This window comes from Pseudomonas sp. RIT778, from assembly GCF_019718735.1.
In the GTDB taxonomy this organism is placed as follows: Bacteria; Pseudomonadota; Gammaproteobacteria; order Pseudomonadales; family Pseudomonadaceae; genus Aquipseudomonas; species Aquipseudomonas aphyarum.
Genome location: NZ_JAIHBA010000014.1, coordinates 26,447 through 52,106, shown reverse-complemented (window position 1 = coordinate 52,106; position 25,660 = coordinate 26,447). Strand labels below are relative to the sequence as shown.

Genomic DNA, 25,660 nt, shown 5'->3' with positions numbered 1-25,660 from the left:
CAGACCGGCTCGATGATATCGGGCTTTTGCCGTGGATTGAATCGAGCACCGAACCTTCCTCACTGACATTCAGCGCAAAACCCCGACAGCGCGGGCAATCCCACGAAAGCCGACTTCGCTTCGCTGCGAGACAGTGGGCCTGTCGCCGATGACAGCGCCTCGCCGGCGCCAACACGGCTTGTCGCTACTCGATCAAATCGCTGGAGAACATCATGAACGACTTCAAGAACAGCACCCCAAACGAAGTGGCCGGTAAAGTTGCGCTGGTCACTGGCGCGGCCAGTGGCATCGGCAAGGCCATCGCACTGCTGCTGCATGCCCGCGGCGCCCAGGTCATTGCTGAAGATATAAACCCTGAGGTTGAAGCGCTGGCCCGCCCAGGCCTGATCCCCCTGGTGGCAGACATCACTCAGGACGGAGCAGCCGAACGCGCGGTCGCCCTGGCCGTCGAGCAATTCGGTCGGCTGGACATTCTCGTCAACAACGCCGGCATCATCATCAACAAACTGGTCATCGACATGACCCGCGAAGACTGGGAACGCATTCAGGCGGTCAACGCCACGGCGGCCTTTTTGCATAGCCGGGAGGCGGTCAAAGCGATGATGCCCAACAAGTCCGGATCGATCGTCAACATCGCGTCCTACGCTTCCTATTTCGCCTTCCCCACCATTGCCGCCTACACCGCTTCCAAAGGCGCGCTGGCCCAATTGACGCGCACCCTGGCGCTTGAGGTCATTGGCCACGGCATCCGCGTCAACGCTGTCGGTGTCGGCGATGTGGTGACCAACATCCTCAACAATGTGGTCGACGACGGCCCTGCCTTTCTCGCCCAACATGGCGAAGCGGCGCCGATCGGCCGCGCCGCCCAACCGGAAGAAATCGCCGAAGTGGTCGCGTTCATCGCCTCGGATCGGGCCAGCTTCATGGTCGGTTCGGTGGTCATGGCCGACGGAGGCATGACTGTCACGGCCGGCTGAGCCGCAGCACAAACGCGCCGCACGGCATGCCCGACCAGCCCGAGAGGATCAGGCAAATCTGCGGCAGTTTCGTCCTAACACCGCTGCGCTCGGCTACGTAATCTGAAAGCACGCAACGGATGCACACACAGGCCACGGCAGGCCGTTCAGATGAACAACGTCAATGAGGACTGAACAATGAAAAACGCAAAACGGCTTTCCCTTTCACTGTTGATCGGCGCGATGGTGGCCTGCGCGATCAACCTTTCCTCGACCGGCCTGTACCTGGCCGCTGACGGTGCTGATCGAACTCCCGGCATGCGCGTGAGTGAAGGCGGCAGTGACCGCACTCCAGGGTTCCGCGTTGCCGAAGACGGCGCTGATCGCACGGCTTTGGGTCGTATCGGCTGAGTCTGAAAATAGAGGAGAAAAACTGATGAAAAATGCCAGACAAACCACTCAGGATCATCGTTACGCAGGCATGTGGGTCACCGCGGATGGATTCATCCGTCATGAGCTTCTGACGACTGGTCGTTACGACGAGGCCCGTGGTAAAAACAAGAGCGCCTATCAGGGCCGCTACGAACTGGTTGGTGATTACATCCAGTACTGGGACGACACCGGCTTCACCGCTGATGGCCACTTTCATGACGACGTGCTGTATCACGCCGGAATGATCCTGTATCGGCAATGAGTACTTTCATGATGTCGGGTGAATATCGTCTGCCCGGGCAGTTCCGGGCAGACGCTCATGAACACTTGTGAGAGCCTTGAAATGGAACAGAGCGATGCTTTCATCCTTCAGAACACCGCCATCTACCGTGACGAACTGGTTCGCCTGCTGACGCAACGGTTTACCACACCCGGGATCTATGAGACCGCCATAGCTCCGCTGCATGTGATTCGTTTCGATGCACCTTCGGAGCTGATCCATACCGTGCACAAACCGGCACTTTGCCTGATCGTGCAAGGACAAAAAGAGATCAGCCTGGGTGATGATCATTACCTCTACGACCCGCTCAGTTACCTGGTGGTCTCGGTGACGCTCCCGGTTGCCGGGCGCGTGCTGAAGGCCAGTCCGGAATCGCCCTACCTGTGTATCCGGTTCGATTTCGAGGCCACGGAAATTGCGCAGGTCATCGCCGACGCTCCGCCCTCGGGCGTACCGGACGAGCCGGAATTGGGCCTTTTCCTTGAAAGGGTCGATGTGCCCCTGCTGGAAACCATGCTTCGACTGGTCCGACTGCTGGACACCCCGAAAGACATCGGCATGCTGGCACCTTTGGCCCTGCGGGAGCTGTATTACCGCCTTCTACGCGGCATGCACGGCCGTCGTCTGTATGAGCTTGCCCTCGGCGACTCGCAAACGCGCCGGGTAACGCGGGCAATCGATTGGTTGAACAACCACTACACCCAACCCTTGCGCATCGAAGAACTCGCCCGGGTCGCCAATTTGGGCAACTCCACATTGCATCATCGCTTCAAGGCAGTGACGGCCATGAGCCCGCTGCAATATCAGAAACAACTGCGCCTGCAGGAAGCCCGCCGTCTGTTGCTCGGCGAAGGGCTGGACGTGGCGAGCGCCTGTTATCGTGTGGGCTACGAAAGCCCGTCGCAATTCAGCCGGGAATACAGTCGCCAGTTTGGCTGCCCACCTTCCAAAGATGCCAGCCGCACGCGTCGCACTGGGTAAATCCCGCACTTTGACGCAGACGCGGGGAACGGTTATCCGCCCGGATCGCGAAAGAGGCAGGCAGACGCAAGCCTGCCCTATTGCGCAATGCACAGCGACCTCTGTACGCCATCAATGCGTATCGCCACGTGATAAACGACAGGAACCAATGGCCTGCCGCGTCCCCGATGTCCAGGCCAGGCTACAGAGCGATACAAAAACGCCGCTGCACGACACATCCCGGGTACATGCCAATGCAAAAGTGTGAGCCATCGGAACCTTCACTGTCCGACATCAACCATCACTCAGGCAGGTATTTCCATGATCAATCAACTCGACACCGTGCTGTACACCGGCAAGACTCGCACCACTGGCGGGCGCGATGGCGCGTCGCGCAGTTCGGACGGCAACCTGGACATCAAGCTCTCGCCACCCGGTTCAAATGGCAGCGGCACCAATCCGGAACAACTGTTGGCAGCCGGTTGGTCGGCCTGCTTCATCGGCGCCATGGGCAAGGCAGCCGCGGCACAGAAGATCAGGCTTCCGGCGGATGTGGCGGTCGAAACCGAAATCGATCTGGGCAAGGCCGGCGATGCATTCTTTCTTCAGGCGCGCTTGATTGTCAGCCTGCCGGGGCTGGAGCCTTCGGTTGCTCAAGCGCTGGTGGACGCTGCGCATCAGACCTGTCCTTACTCAAAGGCCACTCGCGGCAACATCGACGTAAACCTGCGGTTGATCTGAATCAACCCTGTTTGATCCTGCAAACCGCCCGATGCACGGCTTCGGGCGGTTTTTTTTACAGGGTTGGAGCGATGCCGTTCCTGCGGTTCAAATAACCAGAGGAGCGAACGGTCATTGAATGATTTACGCGAACGACGTCTCGTGCTCGCTTTCGTGGACGTAAATCCACGAGATTCCCGACGGTGAATCCGGGTCGAGGCGCATCAGCGCCGAGTCGACTTTTTTCTTGGTGATCCCGTTCTTGACCAGGTCGAAAACCGTCAGGAAGCAGTCACCGGGAAGTGGCGTGATCGAGAGATTGATGATGTGCGATTCGGGGCTTCCGGCACGCTTGCCGTGCAGGCCCCAAAGGCGCTCCCAGTAGTTCTCCCGGTCCATGATCTGACCGTCCGTGAGCACCACCCGGAAATCGTTCGCCAGGGCTTCGTACAAAGGCTTTATCGCGTCTTCCGACTGGGAAGCCACGCCGCGCGACCACGGGAAAAAGAGGTTGTACCAGCGGTACACCTCGGCTTGGACCAGCGCTGTTTTATCGGTTGTTTCGGTGACTCGGCTGATTGCCATCTGCGTTCTCCTTAACGAGTTAAAAGGCGCGGGTTTCCGTTGCGCATCGCCTGGGCGACGCTCCGCGCCTCATTCAAGATCCATCCTGAAATCAACGTCACGGGGCCAGTTCGAATTCGCTTCAATGACTTCAGAATTTCTCCTGTCATTTGGCTGACCCGGCCACAAAAATAGACGCCAACCCGTTGGTTTGCATTGGAAACTGACAAACGGCTTTTCGGTTGGCTGTGCTGCAACGTCCGTGCTTGAGCGGTTCCATAACGACTCCAGCCCATCGCCCTCTCCCGTTGCGCGATTTCACATTTTTTTCACGAATCGCTTTGTCGCTGTAAAAAACCCTGACACAATTATTGGCAATGATTCTCAACTGCTCTTTGTTTGCTATTTAAAATCAGGAAGCCTCAATGTCGCGCCCCACCTCGCAGAGTCGTTTCAACCCGTCACGCAATCTCCTGTCCATGGCCATCTGCATGGCCGTCATGACCCCGGCGCTGGCCGATGAAACCCGCGAGGCGCAAGACTCTGCCCCGCCCGCCACCCTCGAACTCGGCGCGACCGCCATCACATCCACCCAGTTGGGCAGCACCACCGAAGGCTCCGACTCCTACACCACCGGCACCATGGCCACCGCCACCAAACTGCCGTTGACCCTGCGCGAAACCCCGCAAGCCGTCACCGTCATCACTCGCCAGCGCATGGACGATCAGGCGATGACCAGCATCAACGACGTGGTCAACGCCACGCCAGGGCTGTTCCTCGACTACTCCAACGGCCCCGGCCGGCAGTCCTACAAAGCCCGCGGTTTCGACATCGACAACCTGATGTACGACGGCATTCCGAGTGGATACAACGGCGTGAACGTCGGCTCCCAGCCGAATCTGGCGATGTTCGATCGGGTTGAAGTCGTTCGGGGCGCGACCGGTCTGGTCACCGGTGCCGGCAACCCTTCGGCGGCGATCAACCTGGTGCGCAAACGGCCATTGGCCGAGCAGCGCGTCACCCTGACCGGCGCCGCCGGAACCTGGGACAACTATCGCGGCGAGCTCGATGCTTCCAGCCCGCTCAACGACAGCGGCACACTGCGCGGCCGGGTGGTCACGTCCTACCACGACGCCAACAGCTTCATCGATGACGTCGACGAGCAACACAACCTGTTCTACGCCGTCACCGAAGCCGATCTGAGCGACGACACCACCCTGACCCTCGGTTTCTCGCACCAAAAGGACAGGACCAACTACTTTTGGGGTTCATCAATGATCGGCCTCGACGGCCATCACCTCGACCTGCCGCGCTCGTATAACCCCGGCACTTCCTGGGAAGACAAAGATCAAGAGATCAACACCGTATTCGCCGAGATCCGTCAGCAACTGGCCAACGACTGGAAGCTGCAGGTCAACGCCAACTATTCCGAGCAGAACGCACTGTTCTCCGGCTCGTACCAGTCGCGCTGGGTCAACAACACCCTGGCCCGCACGGTTTACCAGTCCAAGGCCGATGAAAACCAGGCCGGTCTGGACGCCTTCTTCAGCGGCCCGTTCGAAGCCTTCGGACGTAGCCATGAACTGGTGGTAGGCGCCAGCAAACGCATCTACGACCTGACCACCCACAACTACTCGCCGTACGACACCAACTGGCCGATCAACGCCGGCAAACCGGACTTCGTCCACACCGACAACGGGCGTGAAGTCACCACTCAGGACGGCGTGTACCTGACCACCCGCCTGAGCCTGGCCGACCCGCTGAAGCTGATCCTCGGCGGACGTCTGGACTGGTACGACTACGACAACCGCGATGGTGACGGCGACTACAAAGTCACCCGCAACGTCACCCGCTACGCCGGCCTGATCTACGAGCTGGACGACCATCATTCGGTATACGCCAGCTACAGCGACATCTTCACCCCGCAGAGCAACAAGGGCACCTCGGGTAACCCGGTCAAGCCGATCGTGGGCAAGAACTACGAGGTCGGCATCAAGGGCGAATACCTGGGCGGCGCGCTGAACGCCAGCCTCGCCGTGTTCCGTGTCGATCAGGAAAACCGCGCGGTACAAGTGTTCGTGCCGAACTGCCCGCAGTCTTCCTGCTATGAGGCCTCCGGCGAGATCCGCAGCCAGGGTATCGACTTCGAACTGCAAGGCGCGCTCACCGACAACTGGCAGATCGGCGGCGGCTACACCTACGCCCGCACGCATACCATCAAAGACGCGGAGAACCCGCAGAACGTCAACAAGCAGTTCGACACCGACACGCCGGAACACCTGTTCAAACTGACCACCGGCTACAACTTCCAGGGCCCGCTGGAAAAACTGCGCGTGGGCGGCAACATCTCCTGGCAGAGCCGCATGTACAACGACATCGAACTGCTTGATGGCGGCAACTACCGACTCAAGCAAGGCGCGTACGCCGTGACCGACCTGATGGCCGGCTACCGGGTCAATGACAACCTCGACCTGCAACTCAACGCCAACAACATCTTCGACCGCAAGTACTACTCCACCATCGCCAACTCCGTCAGCTACGGCGGCGACAGCTATGGCACGCCGCGCAACATGATGTTGACGGCCAAATACACCTTCTAAGCTGTCCGGGCGCAGGGACGCGCCAACCCCGCCAAGATTCCTCCCGCCACACCTACATACCAAAGCGTTAATTTCGAAAACCCATGTCTGGTATTCAGCGGCTTTCCTTTGCCCAAAGATTGCCTTCGGCCAGGGCAGCAGCCTTGCGCCGCCTGTGCGACTTCAATAACTCAATGGGTGTTCAAAATGACTGACGAGAAAAACGGAACCACGCGTCGTGGCTTGATCACGACGGGGGCCATGGCCGCGACCCTGGCGGTGGCATTACCGGCGCTGGCGACGCAGCAGACACCGGCATCCGCGTCAGGGGTCAGCAAAAGCGCCGGCAACGGCAGTGGCTCGGGAATGCTTACCGTCAAAGATGGCACGCAGATTTTCTACAAGGACTGGGGCCAGGGCCAGCCGATCGTTTTCCATCACGGCTGGCCCCTTTCCAGTGATGACTGGGATGCGCAAATGCTGTTTTTCCTCAGCAAGGGCTTTCGCGTCATCGCCCATGATCGACGTGGCCATGGTCGCTCTTCGCAGACCGCCACGGGCAACGAAATGGACACCTACGCCGCCGACGTTGCCGAGTTGATGGCGCACCTGAACATCCGCAACGCCGTGCACATCGGCCACTCCACCGGCGGTGGTGAAGTGGCGCGCTATGTCGCGCGGCATGGTCGCGGCCGGGTGGCCAAGGCCGTGCTGATCGGTGCTGTGCCACCCATCATGCTGCGCACCGCAAAAAATCCCGGCGGCCTTGCAATGGAAGTGTTTGACGGACTGCGCAAAGCACTCGCGCAGAACCGCAGCCAGTTTTATCGTGATTTCCCGAGCGGCCCGTTTTACGGCTTCAATCGCCCAGGTGCGAAAGTGTCTGAGGCGATCGTCGAAAATTGGTGGCGTCAGGGCATGAACGGCGGGATCAAGGCACAGTACGACTGCATCAGTGCGTTCTCCGAAACCGACTTCACCGATGACCTGAAAAACATCGATGTGCCGACCCTGGTGTTGCACGGCGAAGATGACCAGATCGTGCCGATCGCGGATTCGGCCCATCTGTCCATCAAACTGCTCAAGCACGGCACGCTGAAAACCTACCCCGGCCTGCCCCATGGCATGTGCACCACGAACGGCGACACCATCAACGCGGACCTTCTGGCGTTCATCAATGCGTGATGTGCCGGGTCCGCGCCCCTACGGCAAGCCGCGTAAAACCCCGTAAAAAGAAAAGCTCCGATCAAGTCGGAGCTTTTTTATTGGGCGAATGACACAGCCGTTGCAGTTATCTACCGCGCCATCATCAACGCCTGATCGACGGGCAACGCCGGGCGCAGCGTGGGCACTACCTGCAACTCGATCGGCGTGCCGAAAAATGCCTGGCAACGCGACCGCAGCCAACGCTGAGCGCAATCGTTGTGCGCAGCGGCACGCCAGACCATGGAAAGCTCCCGCGATGGCAGCAACAGAGGGGCCGGTTCGGCCCTGATACCCTGAACCGAGGCCATGGCCCTGGCCACGTAATCCGGCACGATAACCAGCATGTCGCTCTGCGCCAACAACCTTGGCAAGGCACTGAACTGCGGCACTGCCAGCACCACTTTGCGCCGACGCCCGAGCAGGTCCAGCGCGTGGTCGGTGTCATCCCTGGCCTTACCCATGGACGACACGATGGCGTGCGGTCGCTCGCAGAATTCATCGAGCGCCAGCAGTCCCGGACGCATGTCCGAGCGCAAAAGCATCGGCCGGATCGACCGCAGACTCTTGCGTCGGGCGTTGGCCGGCAGATCAAGCGTAGGGCTGATCCCCAGAGAGATCTCGCCATTGAACAGCCGCTGTGACATCTGCTGCTGATCGACCCGCAGCACCACCAAGGCAATGTTCGGCGCCTCGATACGCAGTTGGCGCAGCAGTCGCGGGAGCAGCGCGTATTCGACATCGTCGGACAGGCCGACCTGAAAGGTCGCCTCGCTGGTGCCCGGATCAAACGGCTGGCAACGGCTCAACGCCGCGACCACGCCATCCAGCGCCGGCGTCAGATTGGCGAAAATCTCCTCGGCTCGCGCCGTCGGCTCCATCACCCTCCCCGCGCGCACGAACAACGGGTCGTCGAAAAGCACGCGCAAACGCCCCAGCGCCGCACTGATGGTCGGTTGACCGAGAAACAACTTCTCGCCGACCCGGCTGACATTGCGCTCATGCATCAGCGTCTCGAAGACCACCAGCAGATGGATGTCGACACGACGGAGTTCATTTCTGTTCATGAAGTTCACCACCCGGCACGCGGCCATTGAGATCGACGGAGAGCTCATAAAGGTTAAGGGCGAGCCTGCCGGGCGTCTGTGGTACTTGGGGTCAGCGAGATCATGCGTTAGGTGAGTGTTTTGATACTTGCGTATGAACCGTTTGATACGGGTGGCTGTATCCGGCCGCGAAAAGACCGCTGCGATGGCGGTTTTTTCGGGTTTTTTGTCCTAGCTGACGGAGTGCCGCGCCACTACGATGCTGAACCGTTTATCTGCTCCCCCGCCCACACCTGCAGCATGACCGTGCCTTTGGTCGGGCATAAACTTGAACGAGCAAACACAGGCCCCCGTGCCGAGGGATTCGCATATTCTTGATGGGTCCTCGCCGATACCACGACGAGACCCACAACGTCATAACTCTTGGGAAAAAAGCAATGAACAACAATCCCATCAGCAACACCCCCAGCGAGCCGGTGGTATTCATCGTCGACGACGATGCAGCGCTGCGCGAATCCCTCGGCAGCCTGTTGCGCTCCATTGGCCTTAAGGTCGAACTGTTCGGGTCGGTCGCCGAATTCATGAAGTATCAGCGTCCGGACACCGTCAGTTGCCTGGTGCTCGACGTGCGCCTGCAAGGCAGCAGCGGCCTGGATTTCCAGAGTGAACTGGCCGCCGCCGGCATCAACGTGCCGATCGTGTTCATCACCGGACACGGCGATATCGCCATGACGGTGCGCGCCATGAAAGCCGGCGCGGTGGACTTCCTGACCAAACCGTTTCGCGAGCAGGACCTGATCGATGCAGTGTGTGCCGCGCACTCGCGGGACAAGCAGCGTCGCGAGTCCGGGCGACATGCCGATGAGCTGCGCGCACGCCATGGGACGCTGACACCCCGTGAGCAGACGGTCATGGCGCTGGCAGCCTCGGGCCTGATGAACAAGCAGATCGCCGGGGAAATCGGCCTCAGTGAAATCACCGTGAAGATCCACCGGGGCCAGGCCATGCGCAAAATGGGCGCGCGCTCTTTTGCCGACCTGGTGCGCATGGCCGAAGTCATCGCGGCGCAGCCTGTCAATCGGTGACCTTATGAACCGATACGGCACGGCTCAGGATTGCCGGGATGGCGCATGCTTGCGCCATCAGACAAGCCATCGACAGACCCGGCGCAACTAACACTTAGGTATATCCCTTTCATACACAGTCATACTTCGATTGACCCAATGCAGCGGTGCCAGAGAATAAGTCTTCGAATAACATCTTTATTCAAATAAACATTACTCAATACAACGATTGGTGAATGACCGACAGTCGCCAACAACCGTCATGCCTGAAAAACAACTTCAGACTTTTCAATCTCTTCATTAATACGCCTTTCATAGCGTTTGCCTGCTTCATCGAGAGAACACGACCTGCCGTCCGATAGCAAAAATCTGGAAGAATAAATGTCTATCATCAAACGTCGCGCACAACTTCTTTGCTCAGACGCCTTCGCCTGGCTGGCCGCCATTGCGGTCGGCAGCATGATCTATATCACCAACGCGTACCTTGACCTGGATGTTGCACCGACGTTGTTCTACATCACGCTGGTGTTCATGTCCGCGAACATCTTCCCGGTTCCGGTATTCCTGGCCGTCGCGCTGGGTTGCCTCACGCTGCTGACTGCCGACTTCCTGGTCGACGAAGGCTATCGCGATCACCGGGGCATCGCCGGATTCGTCAGGTGCGTGATCGCGCTGACGACCATCTCCCTGCTGGCACTGCGCAGCAAACGCGCCACTGAAACGCTGCGGCGCAAGGAAGCGTTCTTTCTCGGCGCACAGAAGCTCAGTCACACCGGCAGCATCGGTTTCATCATCGACAAGAACGTCAGCGTGTCCTTGTCATGGTCGGAGGAGTCCTCGCGCATTTTCGAGTATCCGCCGAACGTCCCCCCGACACTCGCCCTGGTCAAGTCACGCACCCATCCGGATGACTTGCCGGTGATCGATCAGGTGCTGGACCAGTTCGCGCGCCGGCAGGAGCTGATCGAAGCAGAGCATCGGCTGGTCATGCCCGATGGCCGGATCAAGCATGTACAGATGATCGCCAGCCCCATGCCCAGGCATCGCGGGCGCACGGAATACGCCGGGGCGCTGATGGACGTGACCGCCAGCAAACAGTCCGAAGAGGCGCTGTTTCACTCGCAAGCCACCCTCGCCCACGTCACGCGCCTGACGTCGATGGGCGAACTGGCCGCGTCGATTGCCCACGAAATCAATCAGCCGCTGGCGGCGGTCATCACCAGCGGCGAATCCTGCAAGCGCTGGATCAACCGTCCCGAGCCGAACCTGGAAGAAGCGCGCCGTTCGCTGGATCGAATCATTCAAAACTCCGTCCGGGTTTCCGATGTCATCGCCTGTATCCGGGCCTTGTCGCGCCACAGCGAGGTGCAGCGCAATGTCGAAGTGTTCGACGACATCGTCAGTGACTCGCTGACGCTGATGCAGCATGACATCTGCTTCCATGAGGTTCGCCCGCACGCCCAACTGGGCACTCGCAGCGCACTGATCAAAGGCGACCGGGTGCAGCTGCAGCAAGTCATCATCAATCTGATCATCAACGCCTGCCAGGCCATGGCCAACGTGCATGAACGGGCCCGGACGCTGCGAATCACCACCTCGCTCCTGCACAACGAGGCCGTGCTTGAAATCGCCGACTCCGGCGTCGGCATTGCCGAAGACATCCTGCCTTCACTGTTCGATCCGTTCTTCACGACCAAGCCAACGGGCCTGGGAATGGGGCTCTCGATCTGCCGCTCGATCATTGAATTCCACGGCGGGCGCATCTGGGTCAACAGCACCGAGGGCGTCGGCACGCAGTTTGTGTTTGCGATTCCATTGGCTGCGCCCGAACACGATCAATGACCGTCATCCACCCCTGATGTCGCCGGCCGGCGATATGGAGATCAGCATTGCCTATCGAAAGTACAAACCCTGGCGCTGGACCCGAAACCCCGCAATCAGGCCGTACCGTTGTTTTCGTCGCGTACCCGCAAATGGGCCTGCTGGATCTGACCGGTGCCCAGACCGTGTTCTGGGCGGCGACCTGCAGACTGGCGCAACTCGGTTTGCCCGGTTATGCCTTGCACACCGCGAGCCTGCAAGGCGGGCCGGTGCGGACCGGCGAAGGCCTGGTGGTGCAAACCCGGCGGCTGGATGAGCTAAGCGACGAGCCGATCAATACGCTGATTGTTCCGGGCTCGGCGTCCATCCGCCAGGCCATGCTCGACAACGCGCCACTGGTGGACTGGTTGCGCGTCACCTCAGCCACAGCCGACCGAACGACGTCGGTGTGCAGCGGCGCTTTTTTCCTGGCCCAGGCTGGTTTGCTCGATGGCCTGCGCGTGGCGACACACTGGTTGATGGCTGACATGTTCGAGCGGCTGTACCCCAAGGTCGAACTGGATCGCGAAGCGATTTTCGTCCGCCAGGAATCGGTGTGGACTTCCGCCGGCGTCAGTGCGGGGATCGATCTGGCGCTGGCGCTGGTCGAGGCCGACAACGGTCGCGATCTGGCCATGCAGGTCGCCCGGCGCATGGTTGTTTACTACCGGCGCCCGGACAACCAGGAGCAATGGAGTCCGCTGCTGCAATCACAACATTCAATCGCGCCCGAGCGCTAGCCGGAGACGGTGGTCATGAACGCACCGCACACACTGTATCCTGTCAGTCACCCGCCCTGCGTCAGCCGCTATGGCACGCACACCTCGTTATCAACCGCTGAGCGCGTGGAGATCATCGACGCGTTGACCCAGACCCTGGGCGCTACGCTGGGCATTCTGGCGCGACTCAGACACAGCCAGCAGACATTGCGGACCGTCAGCTTTTTGCCGGTGCAGACACTGTTGCGCAGATTGCTGAATGCCAATACCCGATACGCCGACTTCCTCGTCACCGGCATCACAGACCTGGGCGGCCATGCCCAGCGTGACGCGCTTTACCGTCTCAATGACGCTGCAGAGCTTTTGTGTTTCGCCGACTGCCTGAAAGGCATCGATCGCGCCCTACGAACGCTACGGGCCGCCGACGCCTTGTTCCGTGACTGTCGCGCCAGCGCAATTGCCAACAACGACTACGCCAGCCGGCAACTTTTCGAGGCCTGCACTCGGCATAACGGTTATTTTCTTTCGTTAATCAACAACCACTTGTTTCCTGAATAATTGATTAACTTTCGCAACTAACAAAAAACCAACCAAACATACGCACGTATACTATTCCACAATTTTTGAAAGCGTATCTTGCAAGTATGGCGGGCGCTACAGCCACCCGCAAAAGACGCAAGGTTTACCCCATGTTCAACTCAGCTATTATTTCAGTTGTCGATGATGACGAACTTGTTCTGGTTTCACTGGACAGTTTGCTGCGGTCTTGCGGTTATACAGTCAAGACTTTCACCAGCGCTTTGGCATTTCTTGAATCCAGCGCGCCAGAGCAGACCGGGTGTCTGATTTCGGACATTCAGATGCCCGGCATGTGCGGGGTCGAAATGTACGAGGCACTGGCGGCCAGGAAGATCCACATTCCGACGATCTTCATCACCGGCAAGCCAGGCCTGCCCCCCGAGTTCAGCGCCCGTGTGAAGACGCCGGAAGGCTATTTCTCCAAACCCTTCCATACCGAGGCACTGCTGGCCTGCATCGAGCAGGCGCTGATGCGCGGACGTTGACCCCCAAAAAAGCCGCAGCCCTGCCCGACCGATAAACCTCAAAGCAAAAAAAGGCCCCGCAAGTTCACCACTTGCGGGGCCTGATTTCTATCGAGCCCGGCCGAATGCAGCCGGGCCGCCGACAGCCGATCAGTAATCCCAGAACGCTGCGATCCAGCGGAACGCATCACCATCGACCGCCACTCGGCCCACCGACGGGAACGGCAGGTGGGTGGCGACAAACCACTCACCGCTCGCCGCCGCCTCGCGCATCAGGCGCACCCGAACACGCACCGACTCTTCAGGATCATGCTCGAAACCGTTGTGCCATTCCGGGTGCTCGAAGGCCACCGGAAACAAGGCGTCGCCGGCGAAGGTCAGGCGTTCGCCACCCGAGTTGACGTAGACAATGCTGTGCCCCGGCGTATGTCCACCCGTCAGCTTGACCACCACACCCGGCGCCACTTCGTATTCATCGTCGAAGGTGCGCACCTGGCGGCGGTAATCGTTGATGAACTGATTGGCCGTCGCGCGCAAAACGTCAGGCACCGGCGCCGGCATGACGGTCTGGGTGAAGTCCGGCGTCTCCCAGAACTCGACCTCTTTCGCCGACACGTGGATGCGCACGTCAGGACGCAGCCGGCTCTTCACTTCATCCACCAGCAGACCACCGACATGGTCCATGTGCATGTGGGTGATCACGATGTCGGTCACGGCTGCCAGATCGATGCCGGCCGCATCCAGTCGCTTCGGTAACTGACCGGCCCGAGGGAAACCGGGAAACTGCCCGCCCAGTCCGGCGTCGACCAGAATGATCTGCTCGCCGCTGCGCACCACCAGCACGTTGAGTGCCCAGTCGAACGCGTCCGGCCCCAGGAACATGTCCTTGAACCACGCGGCGCGAGCCTGCGGATCGGCATTGGTCGACATGGTCGAGGTCGGCAGCGGCAGCACGCCATCGCTGATCACCACCACGTCGATGTCGCCGACCCGCAGTGCGTAGCGCGAAGGCACCAGCTCCTGCGCCTGACCGAAGTTCGAGGTGAACGGCAGGCTGGTGGCTGTGCTGGTTTGTTGGGAGTGGTTCAGATAGGTAGACATGGTCGCTTTCCTTTTGGCTGAGTCAGGATTTCTCGGAGGAATGCCGCAAGAGCGAAATAGCGCTCCTTGAAATCGAGTGTGCATCGCGACCACGACGGCCAACACCATACGCGGGTATAGGGTTTGCGCCGGATTGAGCGAGTACGACCGGCGCTAAAGAGACTGTGCCCCATACCAATGTATATTCGCGCTCCTGTCCGCAAACGCGGACACTACGGCACACCGGATCGTCGAAAACTGGCGGTCACCCAGCCTTCAAAGCAGTCATGAACTCGATTCTTCTCCAACCCGACCCGCTCACCTGTTTGCTCGCGCAACCGCGCACCCTGGTGTTCCTGGCGTATCCGCAAATGGGCTTGCTGGACCTGACCGGCGCGCAGACCGTGTTCTGGGCAGCGTCCAAAGCCAGGGCTGAACGCGGCTTGCCTGGCTACGCGATACACACCGCAAGTCTCGAAGGCGGATTGATCACTACTGCCGAAGGGCTGTCGGTCGACACCCTGCCCCTGCACACCTTTGACGAAACCGCGATCGATACGCTGATCGTGCCCGGTGCGCCGAACATCCGTCAGGCCATGCTCGACAATGTTGCACTGGTGGACTGGCTGCGCGCGGCGTCAGTCAACGCCAGACGCACCGCCTCGGTGTGCAGCGGCACCTTTCTAATGGCCCAGGCCGGGCTGCTGGAAGGATTGCGCGCGACCACCCACTGGGGAATGTGCGACATGCTCAAAGGTGGTTTTCCGAGTGTCGATGTCGACCTTGATGCGATCTACATCCAGCAAGGCAAAGTCTGGACTTCCGCCGGGGTCACCACCGGAATCGACATGGCGCTGGCGCTGGTCGAGGCCGATTGCGGCCGTGCGGTCGCGTTGCAAGTGGCGCGGGAGTTGGTGGTTTTTCTCAAGCGTCCCGGCGGTCAGGCGCAGTTCAGCCAGTTGCTGCAATCGCAGATCGACGACAGAGGCTGCTTCGACGAATTGCACCTGTGGATCAGCGAAAACCTCGGCGACACCCGCCTGAACGTTGAATCCCTGGCCCGCCAGGCGCAGATGAGCCCGCGCAATTTCGCGCGGGTTTACAAGCGCAAGGTCGGTCGCACGCCGGCCAAGGCACTCGAGCTGTTTCGCCTGGAAGCCGCGCGGCGGATGCTCGAAGACTCCCAGCGCAACATCGACCAGATCGCTCTGCTGTGCGGGTTCGGCGACGAAGAACGCATGCGCGACACCTTTTACCGCCACCTCTCGGTTTCGCCCCGGGAATACCGCAGCCGGTTCTCCCGCTGAAGCTACACGCTGCAATGGCACCGGGCTCGGAGAAGTTCAAACACTGTCGCTATACACACGTATAAGTACGCCGCCGGACCGAGCGGCGTATGGTGCGGGAATGGCGGGCGTCCTTGACGGGCTACCCGAGATCAGCCCTGGTAAAGCAATGTCCCACACCGCTGTTGTTTCGGTTGTCGATGATGATGAATCCGTGCGCATGGCGCTGGACAGCCTGTTGCGTTCGCACGGCTACACCGTGCAGTTGTACCCGAACGCGGAGGCTTTTCTGGCGATGACTGCACCGCCCCGCCCCGGCTGCATCATCTCGGACATCCAGATGCCCGGCCTGTCCGGCATCCAGATGTACGACGCACTGTGCGCCCGAGGCATCCGCATCCCGATCATTTTCATCACTGGCTATCAAGGGCCACCGCCACAGGTCGACGCAGCATTCCCCGAGCCGCTCGCCTACTTCCCCAAACCTTTCCCTTGCGGCGAACTCATCACCTGCATCGAAAGTGCGTTCAATCGGCCCGTTTGACGGCCCTCTACCTATACCTGTGTATACCCCACCTCACACCTAAGCATGTCGGCACTGACCCTATGTAGAAGTGTCCCGGCGCGCCTTCCCCGATAGCATCAACTCCAGCGAATCGAACCGGTTCTGCGGTTGTTCACAACAACCATTTTCGTGCAGACCGGGAGACGGTCACGCGTGAACAGACAAGCCGTTCAACGATCAGAATTTCCTCAGGAGTCATCCGATGAAACAGCACATTTTAGTGATAGGCGCAGGGTTTGGTGGAGTCTGGAGCGCCTTGAGCGCCGCACGTCTGCTGGACCAGCATGATCGTAACGACGTGCAGATCACCGTCCTCGCGCCCCAGGCAGAACTGCGCATCCGCCCGCGTTTCTACGAGCCGGATGTCCACAACATGAAGGCGCCGCTGGGTGAACTGTTCGATGCGGTCGGCGTGAAATTCGTCAAAGGCATCGCCGACAGCATCGACACCGCCAGCAAGCAAGTGACCTACAGCGATGCCTTCGGCACCCAAGGCACACTGAGCTATGACCGACTGGTACTGGCCGCCGGCAGTCGCGTGATTCGCCCACCGCTCAAGGGCATGATCGAACACGCCTTCGACGTCGATCAGATCGAAGAAGCCGCCCGCCTCGAAGCCCATATCAAGTCCTTGAAGAACCAGCCGCCGAGCGCTGCGCGAAATACCGTGGTGGTCGCCGGTGGCGGTTTTACCGGGATCGAAACCGCCACCGAAATGCCGGCCCGCCTGCGTGCCGCACTGGGTGACGATGCGCAGATCAGAGTCATCGTGGTGGATCGCGCGCCGCAAATCGCCGCGACCATGGGTGACGGCATTCGCCCGTCCATTGTCGAAGCGTCTCGAGAGCTGGGCATTGAATGGATAGTCAACGCCTCGGTCGCCTCGGTGGATGCCGGCGGCGTGACCCTGGCCGACGGCAAACGGATCGAGTCCAACACCGTCGTCTGGACTGTTGGTTTCCGCGCCAGCCCGCTCACCGAACAGGTGCCTGGCAGCCGTGATCCGCAGGGTCGTCTGCATGTCGACGGCAACCTGAAAGTGCTAGGGCACGTGGATGTCTTCGCCGCCGGCGATGTGGCTTATGCCGCCACGGATGATCTCGGAAACTACGCTGCAATGTCCTGCCAGCACGCCATTTGCCTGGGCCGTTATGCCGGCAACAACGTGGCGGCTGACCTGATCGGCATCGCACCGATGACCTACAGCCAGCCCAAGTACGTGACCTGCCTTGACCTCGGGGCCTGGGGCGCGGTGTTCACCGAAGGCTGGGACCGCCAATTGAAACTGGTCGGGCAAGAAGCCAAAGACCTCAAGACCCAGATCAACACCGTATGGATTTACCCACCGGCCGCCGATCGTGCAACCGCACTGGCCGCTGCCGACCCGTTGATTCCGGTGGCCTGATCCCCCGACGCTCCACGATCACTCTACTGCTGCGCACTCCCAGGCGCCCGCCACGGTTATTTTGGCGGGCGCCTTTTTTTGTGATTACGGAAGCAGTACGGCATCGGCCGGCAGAACAAACTGGACGATCGCACCGCACGGCTGATTGGCCTCGATCCACAATTGGCCGCCATGGGTCTCGATGATCGAGCGGCAAATCGACAGCCCCATGCCCAGCCCCGTGGGTTTGGTGGTGTAGAACGGCGTGAACAACTGCCCGATCGAATGCGCGCCGAAACCCGGTCCCGAATCGCTGACACAAACCCACACCTGCCCCGCTTCATTGGTCTGCGTGCAGATACGCAGCACTCCCTTGATGACGCCTGCACCGCTCATGGCTTCCAGCGCGTTCATCACCAGGTTGAGCACCACTTGTTGCAGCTCGACCCGGTCGCCATCAACTCGTGGCAAACCGGACGCCATCTGCGCCTCCACCAGCACTCCACCCTTCTGCGCCTGACTCTGGGTGATCTCGATGACCTCGCCAATCACCTCGTTGAAGTTGACCGGCTCCTTCGGCTGAGGGGCCTTGCGAATCAGCCCGCGAATGCGATCCAGCACCTCACTGCCCCGATGGGCATCCTTGACGATGCGCTCCAGGCACAGGCGAGTCTCCTCAAGGTTCGGTGGCGCGGCACCCGACCAGCGCAAGGCAGCCTGGGCGCTGGCCAGTGTCGAGGCCAGCGGCTGGCTGACTTCATGAGCAATCGAGGCCGCGAGCTGCCCCATCGTCGCAACGCGGCAGGCATGGGCCAGCTCCGCCTGTATCTCGCGATAACGCTGCTCGCTCTCACGGCTTTTTACCTCGCGCTCGGCGACATCGCGGTACAGGCGCGCATTGACCAGCGAGATCGCTGCCTGTGAAGCGACCAGCCTGAGCGCGGCGATCCGCGAAGGGCTGAATACCCGTGACGTCAGGTTGTTTTCCAGGTACAGCGCGCCGATCAGCTTCGCCTGATTGAGCAACGGCAGGCACAGTACCGAGCGCGCGCGATGCTGGCGAACGTACGGATCGGCAGCGAACGATGGTTCGCCCAAAGCATCATCCAGCACCAGATTTTCCTGGGTGCGCAGCACGTGGTTGAGGACCGACTCCGGCAGCAGCTTCGTCGCCACCGGCGCATCGTGCAGATCCAAGTGAGTGGTGTCATCGCGGGTAGTTGCCTCGGCGACGATCCGCTGCTCGCCCTGCTCCGTCAGGATCAGCACGCCGCGCTGTGCGCCGGCCTGTTCAATCGCCGTGCGCATGATCATGTCGATCAGCTTTTCGAGGACGATTTCACTGGAGGCCGCTTGCGACACCTTCAGCACGGTGGCCAAGTCCAGATGCTCGACCGGTGTCGCGATGGTACTGGTGGGACCGGGCAGCGGTTTTTCGACCCGCAGAAACGGGTGCTCGGCCTCCAGTTGTCGAACCTTGCCCTCGGCACCCCAGCGCTGGTAGCCGTAGCGGGCATCCTGCAGATAGACCCGGGCAATCTTTTGCAACCCACGGTGTTGATAGAAGCGCGCGGCGAGCTCGTTGGCCAATGCTTCGATCTGCAGGAAGCCGCTGCGCTGCGCCAGTTCGATCGCCTGCTCGTAGCCATGTTCGGCCTCCAGCAATCGACCTTCAAGGCGAGCGATTTCACCCGCCAGCAACGCGGCGTGGCTGGCGAAATTGTCCGGGCAGAGTTCGGCCCAGACCTGCAGTTGCCGGTATTGCGCGGTAATGACCTCGAGTTGCTCGTGCCGCTCTCCGGCAGGCTTGGCGCTGCACAGGGCGGCGAAGGTCAAGGCCTGATAGAAGCAATATTCGGCCTCCTCGAGGAACGAGTGCGATGAGCGAAGCAATTGTCGAGCGGCCACGCCGGCCTCTGCTGCTGCCTCGTACTGACCGGCGAAATAGCAGGCCTGCAACGTGCGAATCCAGTGCCAGCAAATCGCGACCAGCGAGGTCTGGTGATCCTCGGGGTGGCGCTCGGAAAACGCTCCCGGGCCGATATCGCCGAAGATTGGCGTCTGGCCCCGAAGCATCCGGATAAACGCCAACTGGGTTTCGATGAAATCGATGACCACGCCGAAGCCGATTTTTCTGGCGTACGCCAGCCCGCGTTCAGCCTCCTCCTGCAACCCGGCCAAAGGCTCGCCAGTGGCCAGCAGGTTGGAAACCCGGCTGTTGCCGGTAAACGCGGCAATCGGCAGATCGCCGGTGCGGTTCGCCACTTCAAATATTTGGGCCAAAGGTTCAAGGCACGTGCGTATCGGTTGAGCCCAGCGCTTGGCAAACAGCCAGAACGCCAGTTGCGTACGTGCCTTGTAGCGTTCCAGATCGCGCCGTTCGACCAGCCGGCAGCCCAGCTCCGCGAATGCCAGACCGGCCGGATAGTCCGCAAACCGCCGCCCGGCGATCCGCGACACGTTGGCATAGGCCACGCACGAAGCATCGCTGTTGCCGTATTCGATACTCAGGTTGATCGCCCGGCACATGGCCAGCCCCGGAAGATTGCCGTCCATGTGAACCGCCGTGACGATCAGCTTGGTCAGTGCTTCCAGGGTGGCGAGTGCGATTTCATCCACCATGGGCGGCAGGTCGATCAGTGCCTCGATGGGGCGCTCGCCCAGCCGTTGCCCGATCCGCAAATATTCGTCACGCACCTCGTCGTCATCGGGATGAGGAGACCACTCGATCCCCAGATAACGCAGGAAAGCCAGACACACCGCCACCGCGTTGTCGCTCTGGTTCAGGATCAGATAGAGATCCGCTTGCAGGCAGGCGACTCGGGTACGTTCGGTCAGCGTCTGCGCACGGCGTGACAATTGCCGCAGGCGTGCTTCGGCTGCCCCTAATTGCCGGGTGAGGAATTCGCACAAGGCCCGGCCGGACTCCAGCGCAAACATCAATTCACGCTGATGCTCCCAGCCGTCCTCATCCAGCAACGCTGCGCCCTGGGCGAAATACGTCAGCGCCGAAGCATAGGCCGTCGACGCTCTGGCCCGTTCGCCCGCCAGCAGGTTCAACTGCGCCAGGTGTTCGCGCTCCTGTTGTCGGTCCATCAGCACGGCGCCACGATTGAGCTGGCCGACCATCTCGAAAATCTTTTCTGCATGCTTGTCTGCCGGCGTCTTCTCCACCAGCAAACGCCCGATCCGCAGGTGATGCTGCGCACGGGAAGCCTCATCAACCAGCAGATACGCGGCTTCCCGGACCCGGTCGTGAACGAAGCCATAGACGCTGTCCTGACGCGTGATCAACTCGTGACGAACCGCCGGCCACAACACCCCGTGAACCTGCGCGTCAGGCAGGCCCAGAACGGTAGCCAGTGAAGCGACATCCGCGACGTTGCCCAGGCAGGCCATCTGCTGCAACGCCTGCTGCGTTTCAGCGGGCAACCGCGCCAGTTTGTCGAGCATCAGATCGACCACATTGTCGGTGTAGCCCTTGGCATGAATGCGCTGTGCGTCCCAGACCCACTGCCTGCGGTCATGATCGAAGGTCAGCAGATCCTGTTCGACGAGGGTTTGCAGAAACTGAATGACGAAGAAGGGATTGCCCGCGGTCTTGTCCAGAATCAGTTGTGCGAGCGGCGCGATGTACGATCCCTCGGAACGCGACGACTCGGCGACCAATTGCTCGATGTGCGATCGGGCCAGCGGCAACAAAGTTATCTCCTGCACCCGGCCGCCCGCCGCTTTGATGGCGTTCAACCGGGTGCTCAACGGGTGCGAGGCATCCACCTCGTTGCTGCGGTAAGCGCCGATCAGCATCAAGTGCTGCAAGTCGGAACGGGTCAGCAGTTCCTCCAGCCAATTGAGCGTCGCCACGTCCAGCCACTGCAAGTCGTCGAGAAACAGCACCAGTGGATGTTCGGCGCGGGCAAACACGCCGATGAACCGTCGCAATACCCGCAAGAACCGGCGTTGCGCCTGTGGCGGTTCCAGATCCGCCACAGGCGACGTATCGCCGATGATCAGTTTCAGTTCCGGGATCAGGTCCGTCACCAACCGCGCCTCGGCGCCCAGCGCTTGCTGCAGCGCATTGCGCCAGCCGGCCATCTGCAAATCGCTCTGGCCCAGAAGCGTGCGCACCAGTCCCTGAAACGCCTGGGCCAGGGTCGAATAAGGCACGTCGCGTTTGTACTGATCGAATTTGCCGCTGGCGAAAAATCCGCGCACCGGCACCAGGGTTTGATGCAGCTCGTGGACCACCGAGGATTTACCGATGCCCGAATAGCCGGAAACCAGCACCAGCTCCGGTCGGCGGCTGACGGCGATCCGTTCGAATGCGGCGATCAGCGTCTGGACTTCAGCCTCTCGGCCGTAGAGTTTTTCGGGGATCAGCAAACGGTCGCATGTCCCCTGCTCGTCCAGCGCAAACTCATCCACGTGCTGCTGATGCCAGCCTACCAGACAACGGCGCAGATCCTGCTCGACGCCAAGCGCAGACTGATAACGCTCCTCGGCGGTCTTGGCCAACAACTTCATGACGATCCGCGACAGCATCTCGGGAACGGTCGCCACGCGTGCACTCGGCGGCATCGGCGTGCGGGCGATATGGCAATGCAGCCATTCCATCGGATCGGCAGCGCTGAACGGCAACGACCCGGTGAGCATTTGATAGAGCGTGACGCCGAAGGCATAGAGGTCGCTGCGCGAATCCACCGAGCGGTTCATCCGGCCCGTCTGTTCCGGAGCCATATAGGCCAGGGTCCCGGACAACGTCTCGGGTGGTTCTGCGGCGTGGCGTTCGCGAGGCAGGCGCGATGCGAGGCCAAAACCGGTGAGTCGGGCGTGACCATCGGGGCAGTTCACCAGAAGATGAGCGGGCTTGATGTCTTTGTGAATCAGGCCGCGCCGATGCAACTTGCCCAGCGCCACCGCCACGCTGATGGCCAGCGGCAGAAACGTCGCAACGTCCAGGGGAGCCGTGAGCAAACGGGCCAGCGGCACACCACCCGGGTCTTCGAGCACCAGTTGCACGCGGCCATCGTCCTGCAACAGCTCCAGGGGGCACGCCGCCCAGTCGCCCTCCAATTGGTCTCTCAGGGAAAATTCATGGGCAAGACGCTCGACGCTGGCGCCCGATGGTTGCTCCGCAGCGAGCGAGGCGATCAGGACATCAACCTCGCGACCGCCAGAAGCACGTCTGGCCCGGTGGAGAATGCGTTCTCCGTCGTCCCACAGAATCTGCATGCCTTCATTCATCGCCGTCGCAGCCGTTGGTAATCGCTGGATCATGGGGCACCGTTACCTGTATGCCGTTCGGCACCATTGCTAACCGTAGCTGAGAGAAATGCAGGGGGAAAAACCAACGAAAATCTTTGCAGTAAAACCGACACGCGGCAATCAAACGAAGGTGTTAAGGGAATGGAGCACTGCCGGCGGGAGAACCCTGACCCACCAATAGCGCAGCGTCAGCAAACGGCAATCTAGCGTTGACTCGATGGATCCGTCGCCAGAATTTCCGCCAGAAAATCAATGAACACATTGATACGGCTGGAGCCCCGGTGATTCGGCAGGTACAACGCATTGATGCAGCAGCTCGCATTACCGGGGTTGACTTCATAACCCTCCAGCAGCCGCGTCAACCGACCGGCCTCGACATCGGCGCGCACCAGCCAGTCGGCCAGCAGCGCCACCCCGCGCCCCGCCACCGCTGCTTCGCGCAGGATATCGGCGTTGTTGCTTTGCAGGCGGCCATGGACATTGAGCTGGATGGTTTCCTCGTCGCCCTGGAACGTCCAGTGCTGGTGCGAACCAGCGTAGTCGAAGCGCAGGCATTGCTGCTCGAGCAAGTCTCGTGGATGCGCCGGAACAGCGTGAAGGCTCAGGTAATCCGGACTCGCCACCACCCAGCGCTGGAAGCCGCCCACCCGCTTGCTGACGATATCGTCACTGACCACCGACGATCCCAGGCGCACCGAGACATCGATCTGCTCGCTCAGCAGATCGCTGACCTGATCGCTCAACGACACACTGATTTCAAGCCCCGGATGGCGGTCGAGCAATACCCCCAGTTGCGGTGCAATGATCTGTCGGCCGAATTCGACCGGCACGCTGATGCGCAGGCGTCCCTGCGCCTCGCTGCCACGGTCGGCGACAACCGCGTCGGCCTCATCGATGGCATCGAGAATGGCCACCGCTTTCTCGAAATAGGTTTGGCCGGCGACCGTCACGCTGGTGTTGCGTGTCGTGCGATTGAGCAGGCTGGCGCCCAATTCGTTTTCCAGCCCGGCCACCTGGCGTGTCACCGAAGAGGTGGAGATGCCGAGTTTGCGCGCCGCCGAGGAATAACCACCGCAACGGACGGTTTCAACGAACATCTTCAGTGCCAGCAACTTGTCCATAAGTGGAGCCCGATCGAAAGGAAACGGTGATGATTGTGCATCACCGTTCGCCAATCGTCTTGTAAGACCGTGCTTCATAGGACTCAGCGGTGCCTGCGGTTCAGGCATCGGCCTTGCGGCTCAGGAACAGCGCCAGGGCCAGCGCCGGCAGCAACGCCACGGACACGGCGGACAGGTTCCAGCCAAAATGTTCGTAGAGCGGACTGGCGACCAGCGATCCCAGCGCGCCGCCGACGAAGATGCTGGTCATGTACACGGCATTCAGGCGTGCGCGGCTGTGCGGATCGATGGCGTACACCTCGCGCTGGCCCAGCACCATGTTCAGTTGCACGGCGAAGTCCAGCAGCACCGCGCAAACCACCAGCCAGACATAGCTGCTGCCCGGCAGCGCGGCGATCAGCAACGAGGCTGGCGCCAGCAACAGTGCAACGAGCGTCCCGCGCCGACCGTGCCCGGCATCGGCCAGCCGCCCGGCAATCGGCGCTGCGACCGCGCCGACGGCGCCGACCAGGGCAAATATCGCCACCTGTGCCTGACTGAAACCGTGGTGCCGCATCAGCTCGATCGGTGCGAGGGTCCAGAACAGGCTGAAGCTGGCGAACAGCAAGCCCTGATACAGCGAACGCTGACGCAGAACCGCGTGCCGACGGGCCAGCGCAAACACCGAGCCGATCAGCGCAGCGTACGTCGCCTGATGGCTCGGGACGCGGCGCGGCAAGGCGATCGCCGTGATCAGTGCGATGACGGCCATCAGTGCCGCCGCGCTGAAAAACACACCGCGCCAGCCGAACACTTCCACCAGCAGACTCGACAGTGGCCGCGACAGCAGAATGCCCAGCAACAGGCCACTCATGATGTTGCCCACCACCCGGCCACGGGTCGCCTCGGGCGCCAGATGCGCGGCCAACGGCACCAGAATCTGCACCGCCACCGAAGTCAGGCCGATCAGCAACGACAGGACAAGGAACATCGACGGCGAATGCGTCAGACCGGCGCACAACAGCGTCACGCTCGCCGCGAGGGTAAAGCCCACCACCAGCCGACGGTTTTCCATCAGGTCGGCCAGCGGCACCAGCAACAGCAGGCCCAATGCATAACCGAACTGCGTGAGTGAAACGATCAGACTGGCATTGGCGCTGGACAGGCCGATCTGCGGCGCGATCAGTTCGACGATCGGCTGAGCGTAATAAAGGTTGGCCACGACCGCGCCGCAGCAGAATGCCAGGAACGCGACCATCAGGCCGGAAAGAGAAGCGGATGGTTCGGCCTTGGCCGCCGCTGCCGGATTGCCCGTAAGCATGATGACACCTCAATGAGTTGGGAAAGTGACGCCAAGGCTAAGGGTCGCGCAGGCCTTCGAGTATCCATCCCAAAGGCAATTGAGTGATGCGCCAAATGCAACGACCCTCGGCGTTGCACTTGGCGCAACGTGCTATTGCGCGGTCTGGCAATACTCGGACGTTTGCACCTTCTCTACCCTTGGGCACCTGGCGCAGGGCTTTGCATCGGCGCCCTTCCCCGGTCGTTCAAGGA

General features: G+C 60.8%; 22 protein-coding genes. 15 read left to right on the top strand and 7 right to left on the bottom strand.

The window, feature by feature from the left end; all coding sequences use genetic code 11:
* Window positions 1-212 precede the first annotated feature (212 nt).
* The 5 genes from K5E37_RS10890 (at window position 213) to K5E37_RS10870 (ending at window position 3,369) form a co-directional block, all read left to right on the top strand.
* Window positions 213-977 carry an SDR family NAD(P)-dependent oxidoreductase gene (locus K5E37_RS10890; RefSeq protein ID WP_007955177.1) on the top strand — a complete coding sequence of 255 codons (765 nt, stop codon included), beginning with the start codon at window positions 213-215 and terminating at the stop codon, window positions 975-977.
* 177 nt (window positions 978-1,154) lie between these two features.
* Window positions 1,155-1,367, top strand: coding sequence for a hypothetical protein (locus K5E37_RS10885; RefSeq protein WP_221533801.1), 213 nt, complete (start codon window positions 1,155-1,157; stop codon window positions 1,365-1,367).
* Window positions 1,368-1,392: 25 nt separating this feature from the next.
* A complete protein-coding gene (locus K5E37_RS10880) occupies window positions 1,393-1,650 on the top strand; it encodes an Atu4866 domain-containing protein (RefSeq protein WP_085604265.1) in 258 nt (85 codons plus the stop codon).
* A gap of 81 nt (window positions 1,651-1,731) precedes the next feature.
* Window positions 1,732-2,649: an AraC family transcriptional regulator gene (locus K5E37_RS10875; protein WP_007955179.1), complete on the top strand. Its 918-nt coding sequence runs from the start codon at window positions 1,732-1,734 to the stop codon at window positions 2,647-2,649.
* A gap of 300 nt (window positions 2,650-2,949) precedes the next feature.
* Complete coding sequence (locus K5E37_RS10870; RefSeq protein WP_221533800.1) at window positions 2,950-3,369, top strand: organic hydroperoxide resistance protein; 420 nt, start codon at window positions 2,950-2,952, stop codon at window positions 3,367-3,369.
* A 123-nt stretch (window positions 3,370-3,492) separates the two neighbouring features.
* On the opposite strand, the gene K5E37_RS10865 is transcribed toward K5E37_RS10870, so the two are convergent.
* Window positions 3,493-3,933: a hypothetical protein gene (locus K5E37_RS10865; protein WP_221533799.1), complete on the bottom strand. Its 441-nt coding sequence runs from the start codon at window positions 3,931-3,933 to the stop codon at window positions 3,493-3,495.
* 11 nt (window positions 3,934-3,944) lie between these two features.
* Entirely contained in the window at window positions 3,945-4,208 is a 264-nt protein-coding gene (locus tag K5E37_RS10860; protein ID WP_221533798.1) for a hypothetical protein, read from the bottom strand.
* A 129-nt stretch (window positions 4,209-4,337) separates the two neighbouring features.
* On the opposite strand from K5E37_RS10860, the gene K5E37_RS10855 reads away from it, so the two are divergent.
* On the top strand, window positions 4,338-6,512 hold the full coding sequence (locus K5E37_RS10855) for a TonB-dependent siderophore receptor (protein WP_221533797.1): 2,175 nt from the start codon (window positions 4,338-4,340) through the stop codon (window positions 6,510-6,512).
* Window positions 6,513-6,857: 345 nt separating this feature from the next.
* Window positions 6,858-7,676, top strand: coding sequence for an alpha/beta fold hydrolase (locus K5E37_RS10850; protein WP_218191703.1), 819 nt, complete (start codon window positions 6,858-6,860; stop codon window positions 7,674-7,676).
* A 110-nt stretch (window positions 7,677-7,786) separates the two neighbouring features.
* Here the strand turns inward: K5E37_RS10850 and K5E37_RS10845 are convergent, their stop codons facing one another.
* Window positions 7,787-8,761 carry a LysR family transcriptional regulator gene (locus tag K5E37_RS10845; RefSeq protein WP_221533796.1) on the bottom strand — a complete coding sequence of 325 codons (975 nt, stop codon included), beginning with the start codon at window positions 8,759-8,761 and terminating at the stop codon, window positions 7,787-7,789.
* A gap of 416 nt (window positions 8,762-9,177) precedes the next feature.
* Here K5E37_RS10845 and K5E37_RS10840 point away from each other — a divergent pair, with 416 nt between their 5' ends.
* The 5 genes from K5E37_RS10840 to K5E37_RS10820 all read left to right on the top strand — a co-directional run bounded on the left by K5E37_RS10840 (window position 9,178) and on the right by K5E37_RS10820 (window position 13,447).
* Window positions 9,178-9,825: a response regulator transcription factor gene (locus tag K5E37_RS10840; protein ID WP_085604284.1), complete on the top strand. Its 648-nt coding sequence runs from the start codon at window positions 9,178-9,180 to the stop codon at window positions 9,823-9,825.
* 360 nt (window positions 9,826-10,185) lie between these two features.
* Complete coding sequence (locus K5E37_RS10835) at window positions 10,186-11,646, top strand: ATP-binding protein (RefSeq protein ID WP_221533795.1); 1,461 nt, start codon at window positions 10,186-10,188, stop codon at window positions 11,644-11,646.
* A gap of 47 nt (window positions 11,647-11,693) precedes the next feature.
* A complete protein-coding gene (locus K5E37_RS10830) occupies window positions 11,694-12,404 on the top strand; it encodes an AraC family transcriptional regulator (protein WP_221533794.1) in 711 nt (236 codons plus the stop codon).
* Between the two features lie 15 nt (window positions 12,405-12,419).
* A complete protein-coding gene (locus tag K5E37_RS10825) occupies window positions 12,420-12,941 on the top strand; it encodes a hypothetical protein (RefSeq protein ID WP_221533793.1) in 522 nt (173 codons plus the stop codon).
* Window positions 12,942-13,072: 131 nt separating this feature from the next.
* Complete coding sequence (locus tag K5E37_RS10820) at window positions 13,073-13,447, top strand: response regulator (protein WP_221533792.1); 375 nt, start codon at window positions 13,073-13,075, stop codon at window positions 13,445-13,447.
* Window positions 13,448-13,576: 129 nt separating this feature from the next.
* Here the strand turns inward: K5E37_RS10820 and K5E37_RS10815 are convergent, their stop codons facing one another.
* Window positions 13,577-14,527 (bottom strand): MBL fold metallo-hydrolase, encoded by a 951-nt coding sequence (locus K5E37_RS10815; protein WP_221533791.1) that lies wholly within the window; start codon window positions 14,525-14,527, stop codon window positions 13,577-13,579.
* A 266-nt stretch (window positions 14,528-14,793) separates the two neighbouring features.
* Between K5E37_RS10815 and K5E37_RS10810 the strand changes: the two genes are divergently transcribed.
* The 3 genes from K5E37_RS10810 (at window position 14,794) to K5E37_RS10800 (ending at window position 17,762) form a co-directional block, all read left to right on the top strand.
* On the top strand, window positions 14,794-15,813 hold the full coding sequence (locus tag K5E37_RS10810) for a GlxA family transcriptional regulator (RefSeq protein WP_221533790.1): 1,020 nt from the start codon (window positions 14,794-14,796) through the stop codon (window positions 15,811-15,813).
* Between the two features lie 148 nt (window positions 15,814-15,961).
* Complete coding sequence (locus tag K5E37_RS10805; RefSeq protein ID WP_007955198.1) at window positions 15,962-16,336, top strand: response regulator transcription factor; 375 nt, start codon at window positions 15,962-15,964, stop codon at window positions 16,334-16,336.
* Between the two features lie 223 nt (window positions 16,337-16,559).
* Window positions 16,560-17,762: an NAD(P)/FAD-dependent oxidoreductase gene (locus K5E37_RS10800; RefSeq protein WP_221533789.1), complete on the top strand. Its 1,203-nt coding sequence runs from the start codon at window positions 16,560-16,562 to the stop codon at window positions 17,760-17,762.
* An 84-nt stretch (window positions 17,763-17,846) separates the two neighbouring features.
* On the opposite strand, the gene K5E37_RS10795 is transcribed toward K5E37_RS10800, so the two are convergent.
* The 3 genes from K5E37_RS10795 to K5E37_RS10785 form a co-directional block, all read right to left on the bottom strand.
* Window positions 17,847-22,973 carry an AAA family ATPase gene (locus tag K5E37_RS10795; protein WP_221533844.1) on the bottom strand — a complete coding sequence of 1,709 codons (5,127 nt, stop codon included), beginning with the start codon at window positions 22,971-22,973 and terminating at the stop codon, window positions 17,847-17,849.
* 236 nt (window positions 22,974-23,209) lie between these two features.
* Entirely contained in the window at window positions 23,210-24,127 is a 918-nt protein-coding gene (locus tag K5E37_RS10790) for a LysR family transcriptional regulator (protein ID WP_221533788.1), read from the bottom strand.
* A 100-nt stretch (window positions 24,128-24,227) separates the two neighbouring features.
* The gene (locus K5E37_RS10785; protein WP_221533787.1) at window positions 24,228-25,427 is read right to left on the bottom strand and encodes an MFS transporter; all 1,200 of its coding nucleotides are present in this window, start codon (window positions 25,425-25,427) and stop codon (window positions 24,228-24,230) included.
* Window positions 25,428-25,660 lie beyond the last annotated feature (233 nt).

Excerpts from the sequence above, each read along its gene's own strand:
- K5E37_RS10890 (WP_007955177.1), top strand. The coding sequence starts at position 213 with ATGAACGACTTCAAGAACAGCACCCCAAACGAAGTGGCCGGTAAAGTT.
- K5E37_RS10885 (WP_221533801.1), top strand. The coding sequence starts at position 1,155 with ATGAAAAACGCAAAACGGCTTTCCCTTTCACTGTTGATCGGCGCGATG.
- K5E37_RS10880 (WP_085604265.1), top strand. The coding sequence starts at position 1,393 with ATGAAAAATGCCAGACAAACCACTCAGGATCATCGTTACGCAGGCATG.
- K5E37_RS10875 (WP_007955179.1), top strand. The coding sequence starts at position 1,732 with ATGGAACAGAGCGATGCTTTCATCCTTCAGAACACCGCCATCTACCGT.
- K5E37_RS10870 (WP_221533800.1), top strand. The coding sequence starts at position 2,950 with ATGATCAATCAACTCGACACCGTGCTGTACACCGGCAAGACTCGCACC.
- K5E37_RS10865 (WP_221533799.1), bottom strand. The coding sequence starts at position 3,933 with ATGGCAATCAGCCGAGTCACCGAAACAACCGATAAAACAGCGCTGGTC.
- K5E37_RS10860 (WP_221533798.1), bottom strand. The coding sequence starts at position 4,208 with ATGGGCTGGAGTCGTTATGGAACCGCTCAAGCACGGACGTTGCAGCAC.
- K5E37_RS10855 (WP_221533797.1), top strand. The coding sequence starts at position 4,338 with ATGTCGCGCCCCACCTCGCAGAGTCGTTTCAACCCGTCACGCAATCTC.
- K5E37_RS10850 (WP_218191703.1), top strand. The coding sequence starts at position 6,858 with ATGCTTACCGTCAAAGATGGCACGCAGATTTTCTACAAGGACTGGGGC.
- K5E37_RS10845 (WP_221533796.1), bottom strand. The coding sequence starts at position 8,761 with ATGAACAGAAATGAACTCCGTCGTGTCGACATCCATCTGCTGGTGGTC.
- K5E37_RS10840 (WP_085604284.1), top strand. The coding sequence starts at position 9,178 with ATGAACAACAATCCCATCAGCAACACCCCCAGCGAGCCGGTGGTATTC.
- K5E37_RS10835 (WP_221533795.1), top strand. The coding sequence starts at position 10,186 with ATGTCTATCATCAAACGTCGCGCACAACTTCTTTGCTCAGACGCCTTC.
- K5E37_RS10825 (WP_221533793.1), top strand. The coding sequence starts at position 12,420 with ATGAACGCACCGCACACACTGTATCCTGTCAGTCACCCGCCCTGCGTC.
- K5E37_RS10820 (WP_221533792.1), top strand. The coding sequence starts at position 13,073 with ATGTTCAACTCAGCTATTATTTCAGTTGTCGATGATGACGAACTTGTT.
- K5E37_RS10815 (WP_221533791.1), bottom strand. The coding sequence starts at position 14,527 with ATGTCTACCTATCTGAACCACTCCCAACAAACCAGCACAGCCACCAGC.
- K5E37_RS10810 (WP_221533790.1), top strand. The coding sequence starts at position 14,794 with ATGAACTCGATTCTTCTCCAACCCGACCCGCTCACCTGTTTGCTCGCG.
- K5E37_RS10805 (WP_007955198.1), top strand. The coding sequence starts at position 15,962 with ATGTCCCACACCGCTGTTGTTTCGGTTGTCGATGATGATGAATCCGTG.
- K5E37_RS10800 (WP_221533789.1), top strand. The coding sequence starts at position 16,560 with ATGAAACAGCACATTTTAGTGATAGGCGCAGGGTTTGGTGGAGTCTGG.
- K5E37_RS10795 (WP_221533844.1), bottom strand. The coding sequence starts at position 22,973 with ATGCAGATTCTGTGGGACGACGGAGAACGCATTCTCCACCGGGCCAGA.
- K5E37_RS10790 (WP_221533788.1), bottom strand. The coding sequence starts at position 24,127 with ATGGACAAGTTGCTGGCACTGAAGATGTTCGTTGAAACCGTCCGTTGC.
- K5E37_RS10785 (WP_221533787.1), bottom strand. The coding sequence starts at position 25,427 with ATGCTTACGGGCAATCCGGCAGCGGCGGCCAAGGCCGAACCATCCGCT.